Consider the following 4,299-nt stretch of genomic DNA (forward strand, 5'->3'; position numbering starts at 1 on the left):
CGTCCCATGGAAGTTGTTGGCATCCACGCCCCAGGCATACCCCAGCTCGCCCTGAAATCCCGCGTCCCATTGGAACTGGTGAAAGCGGCGGGCGTTAATAAAGTAAGCACCACCGATCAGGTCTGTTCCCAGCTGGTTATCCCAGCCCTGCGGTTCGGTGGAGCCGGTTACCTTGTGGACCAGTTTCTGGCTTTGCTCCGCCCCGGACTCCGGGCCGACCACACCCAGACGCACGCCGTAACCAAACAGGCTGTCGCCGTTCCAGCTGAACAAACCCATCTCCAGACTGCTGTATCCCGCATAGGGCAAGTCCGCGTAATTGGGGGCGCTTTGGCTGATATCGCCCGGGGTGATCATGACCTGTTCCAGACTCAGCGTCAGGGCATGTTTCTCATCATCCAGGCTGATACCCGGCAAGGGTGACAACACGCCCGCCAGACCACAGGTAACACTGCCATTACTGTCGCAATGGTCATGGGCATCGCCCACCCAGCTAATTCGCACACCATTGGTGTACTGCCCATCAGCACCGACGAACAGGTCGTTNTCCCAGGAGAAACCCAGCGTGGAAGCCAGCACCGGCAGCGGTAAATAAACGCTTAATAACAGAACAAAACGCAGGGACATACTTCACCCAGTGATAACGGGCTCAAGAGCCCCGAGCACGTACGATACCGTCGAAACGTGATTAAAAACGCCAGCGGCGCTGCATCACCAGAAACGCAAACGACGCAGACCAGGTTATCAGTATCAAACCATTCAGCGCTTGCACCCCGGCAATCAAACGCAGGGTACCCACCGGGAACAGATCCCCCAGCCCCAGAGAGGTATAGCAAGCGGCAGAAAAATACAGGTGGTCAAGAAAGCTGCCGTTCACCGCCCCACCAATACCCATGGCGGTGTCCCCCACATCCAGCAGCAGGTACACCCAGGCATAGAGGCTGATTTCCACCATATGGGCCGCGAACATGGCGATAACAACCACCAGGATTTCACCCCGAAAATCCGGCCAACGTTTAAGCAGGCCAGACAGCCCCGCCAGCGTCCAGTAATGCAGGGTCACCGTGGTCAGCACCATGGCCAGGCTGACCACGGAGGCATACACCACTTCGTACATTACCGCGCCATCGCTCATGGCAGGCTAGCGCAACGAGGCCATGACAGGGGCCGTATCCGGGCGCCAGCCACGCCAGATCTCAAAGGCTTCGGCAGCCTGTTCAACAAGCATACCCAGCCCGTCCGCCGTGGCCGCCGCGCCTTGCTGCTTTGCCCAGCGCAGGAACGGTGTCGGCTCATTGCCATAGACCATGTCATAAGCCACCGCGCCCTCTGCCAACAAGCCATCCGGCAGCGCGGGCATCTCGCCTTGCAAACCGGCGGAGATGGCATTGATGACCAGATCGAACTGGCCCATGAGATTATCCAGGCCGCCGCCCAACACCGGCGGCCCTTCGCCTTTCATCACGTTGGCGGCCAGCGTTTCCGCTTTCTCTTTGCTTCGGTTGGCAATGCGCAACAAGGTGGGCTCTTCCGCCAGCAACGGCCCCAGCACACCGCGTACTGCCCCGCCTGCGCCCAGGATCAGCACCCGTTTTTTACGGATGCTCCAGCCCTGATTGTCGCAGATATCTTTCACCAGCCCGGCGCCATCGGTGTTATCGCCGTGCAACTGCTCGCCATCCCACCACAGGGTATTCACTGCACCGGCCTGGTCGGCTCGCTCGGTGATGGCATCGCACAATGCAAAAGCCTGTTCTTTGAAGGGTACCGTGACATTGGCGCCCAACCCGCCGGCATTCCGAAAAGCCTGAACCGCGCCGGCAAAATCATCCAACGGCGCTTCACGCTTTTCATACTGCACAGCGTCGCTACGCTGAGCGGCAAACGCATGGTGAATATCCGGCGAGCGGGAATGACTCACTGGATTGCCAAAAACACAATATAACCCAGCCTCTAACGCGGTTTTCTCAGCCGTCATACCCACTCCCGGTGAATCAAAAATTTCTGGTAAAGCTCAATCTCGGCACTGCCTGGCTCGGGGTGGTAATCGTAGTCCCATCGCACCAGCGGCGGCAGTGACATCAGGATGGACTCGGTACGTCCACCGGATTGCAGACCAAAAATCGTGCCGCGGTCGTAAACCAGATTGAACTCCACATAGCGGCCGCGACGGTACAGCTGGAACTGACGCTCGCGCTCGCCATAATCGTGGTCTTTACGGCGCGCCAGGATCGGCTGATAGGCGGGCACATAGGCATCGCCCACACTGCGCATCAGGGCAAAGCTGGTGTCGAAATCAAAGCGGTTCAGATCGTCAAAGAACAAGCCGCCCACACCACGGGGCTCATCCCGGTGCTTGAGATAAAAGTAGTCATCACACCAGGCTTTGAATTCCGGGTAGATCTCGCTACCGAACGGTTCACAGGCGTCGCGGGCCGTCTGGTGCCAATGCACAACGTCTTCTTCAAAACCATAGTAGGGTGTCAGATCGAAGCCGCCGCCAAACCACCACACCGGGTCTTCACCGTCTTTTTCCGCCACGAAAAAACGCACGTTGGCGTGGCTGGTCGGTGCATAGGGATTTTTCGGGTGGATCACCAGCGACACGCCCATGGCCTGAAAGCTGCGCCCGGCCAATTCGGGACGGGCTGCCGTGGCAGAGGGCGGCAACTGATCGCCAAACACATGGGAAAAATTGACCCCGCCTTTTTCGATCACCGCGCCATTTTCCAGCACCCGGCTACGGCCGCCGCCACCCTGTTCGCGCTCCCAGCTGTCTTCACGGAAGGTGGCGGAGCCATCTTCGGCGCCCAGTGCCTCGCAGATACGGTCCTGCAGATCCAGCAGGTAGTCTTTCACCGCCTGCAGTGAAACCTCTGACATGGTGCTTTCCCCGGATGCGGTCGGTGTGTTCACGGGCGCAAAATGCGCCCGCTTTCCAGATCAATAATGGTAGAGGGTTTGCTCGCCCGGTCACAGGCGCCGCTGACAATAAAGTCGAGTTGATCGCCCAGCTGCCGGGCCACCTGATAGCGATTGCGCGCTGCCGGGCGGCCGCTGATGTTGGCGCTGGTGGAAATGATCGGCTGCCCGGCCAACCGGCACAGCTGGCGAGCCAGCGGATGGTCCGGCACGCGCACCGCCACCTTGCGATGCTTCCCGCGCACCCAGCCGGGCAGATGTTCATTGGCCTCAACCAGATAGGTCACCGGCGCCGGCCATTGCTGCTGCAACCGGGCCGCCTGCTGGTCGTTCAGGCGCAGATACGGCGCCAGCTGCGCCAGGGTTTCACCAATCAGAATCAGCCCTTTGCTCACCGGCCGCTGCTTGATGGCCAGCAGCTGCATCACCGCGTCCTGGTTGAACGGGTCGCAGCCAAGGCCGTAGACGGACTCCGTAGGGTAGGCGATTACCCCGCCCGCCTGAATAATCTGTGCCGCGCTGAGCAGATGCTGGTCCATGACGACGCCCTGAAAGCAAAAGCGGCAAATTACCCTGCACGGCCCGGCGACTCAAGTCTGCCGATCAGACATCGCTGGTCTGGCGTTTCAGATAGCCCCCCGCCACCCGTTCTACCCAGCCCTCCAGCTCCAGATCCGCCAGCTGCCCGGCCAGCTCGGGCATGGGCATCCCGGTACGCTCCTGCAACGCATCCAGCGAGTTCAGGCCACTGGTCAGGTGGGCAAGCAGCGCCGGCGGGTCGCAACGAATGCCACTGGCTTCCACGCTACGCTGGAAATCCCCAAAGGCCTGAAAAATATCGTCCACGGACTCCAGCCAGTTGGCGCCATCGCGCAACAACTGGTGGCAACCCTTGCTGAGTGGATTATGGATACCGCCCGGAATCGCAAACACTTCACGCCCCTGGGACAGCGCCGTCCGTGCAGTGATCAGCGACCCACTCTTGATGGCTGCCTCCACCACAATGGTGGCCAGGCTGAGCCCACTGATAATGCGATTACGCATGGGAAATTGAGCCGGCAGCGGGCGCGCGCCCGGTGCAAATTCCGATACCAGCGCCCCGCCGTTCTCCACAATCTGGCTGGCCAGCAGGCCATGGCGGGGCGGGTAGATACAATCCGGGCCACTGCCCATGACCGCCACCGTGCGCCCGGCACTCACCGCACCGCGATGAGCGGCCGCATCAATGCCCAGCGCCAGGCCACTGACAATGACAAAGCCACTACCAGCCAGCTGGCGGGCAAAGCGGCGGCTGTTGTCGAGGCCGTCCGCAGAGGCATTGCGCGCCCCCACCATGGCCAGCGAAGGCGCATTTAATGCTTCCACGCTGCCGCGCAC

The 4,299-nt window shown here is 60.7% G+C and carries 6 protein-coding genes; all 6 read right to left on the reverse strand.

The annotated features are described in order from the left end of the window. A partial coding sequence (locus tag A3754_RS18090; RefSeq protein WP_156497069.1) for a lipid A deacylase LpxR family protein occupies positions 1-627 on the reverse strand: 627 nt, incomplete at its 3' end. A 61-nt stretch (positions 628-688) separates the two neighbouring features. After that, positions 689-1,135 (reverse strand): ion channel, encoded by a 447-nt coding sequence (locus A3754_RS18095; protein ID WP_231880685.1) that lies wholly within the window; start codon positions 1,133-1,135, stop codon positions 689-691. Positions 1,136-1,141: 6 nt separating this feature from the next. Then, on the reverse strand, positions 1,142-1,978 hold the full coding sequence (gene aroE / locus A3754_RS18100) for a shikimate dehydrogenase (protein ID WP_063520815.1): 837 nt from the start codon (positions 1,976-1,978) through the stop codon (positions 1,142-1,144). Beyond that, positions 1,975-2,883: an oxygen-dependent coproporphyrinogen oxidase gene (hemF, locus tag A3754_RS18105; protein WP_063520818.1), complete on the reverse strand. Its 909-nt coding sequence runs from the start codon at positions 2,881-2,883 to the stop codon at positions 1,975-1,977. Before hemF ends, aroE begins: the two co-directional genes overlap by 4 nt. Before the next feature lie 29 nt (positions 2,884-2,912). Next, complete coding sequence (locus A3754_RS18110) at positions 2,913-3,461, reverse strand: L-threonylcarbamoyladenylate synthase (RefSeq protein WP_063520816.1); 549 nt, start codon at positions 3,459-3,461, stop codon at positions 2,913-2,915. A gap of 64 nt (positions 3,462-3,525) precedes the next feature. Further along, the coding region (gene dprA / locus A3754_RS18115; protein ID WP_063520817.1) for a DNA-processing protein DprA at positions 3,526-4,299 on the reverse strand (774 nt) is incomplete at its 5' end.

The sequence above is a fragment of the Alcanivorax sp. HI0083 genome, from assembly GCF_001635175.1.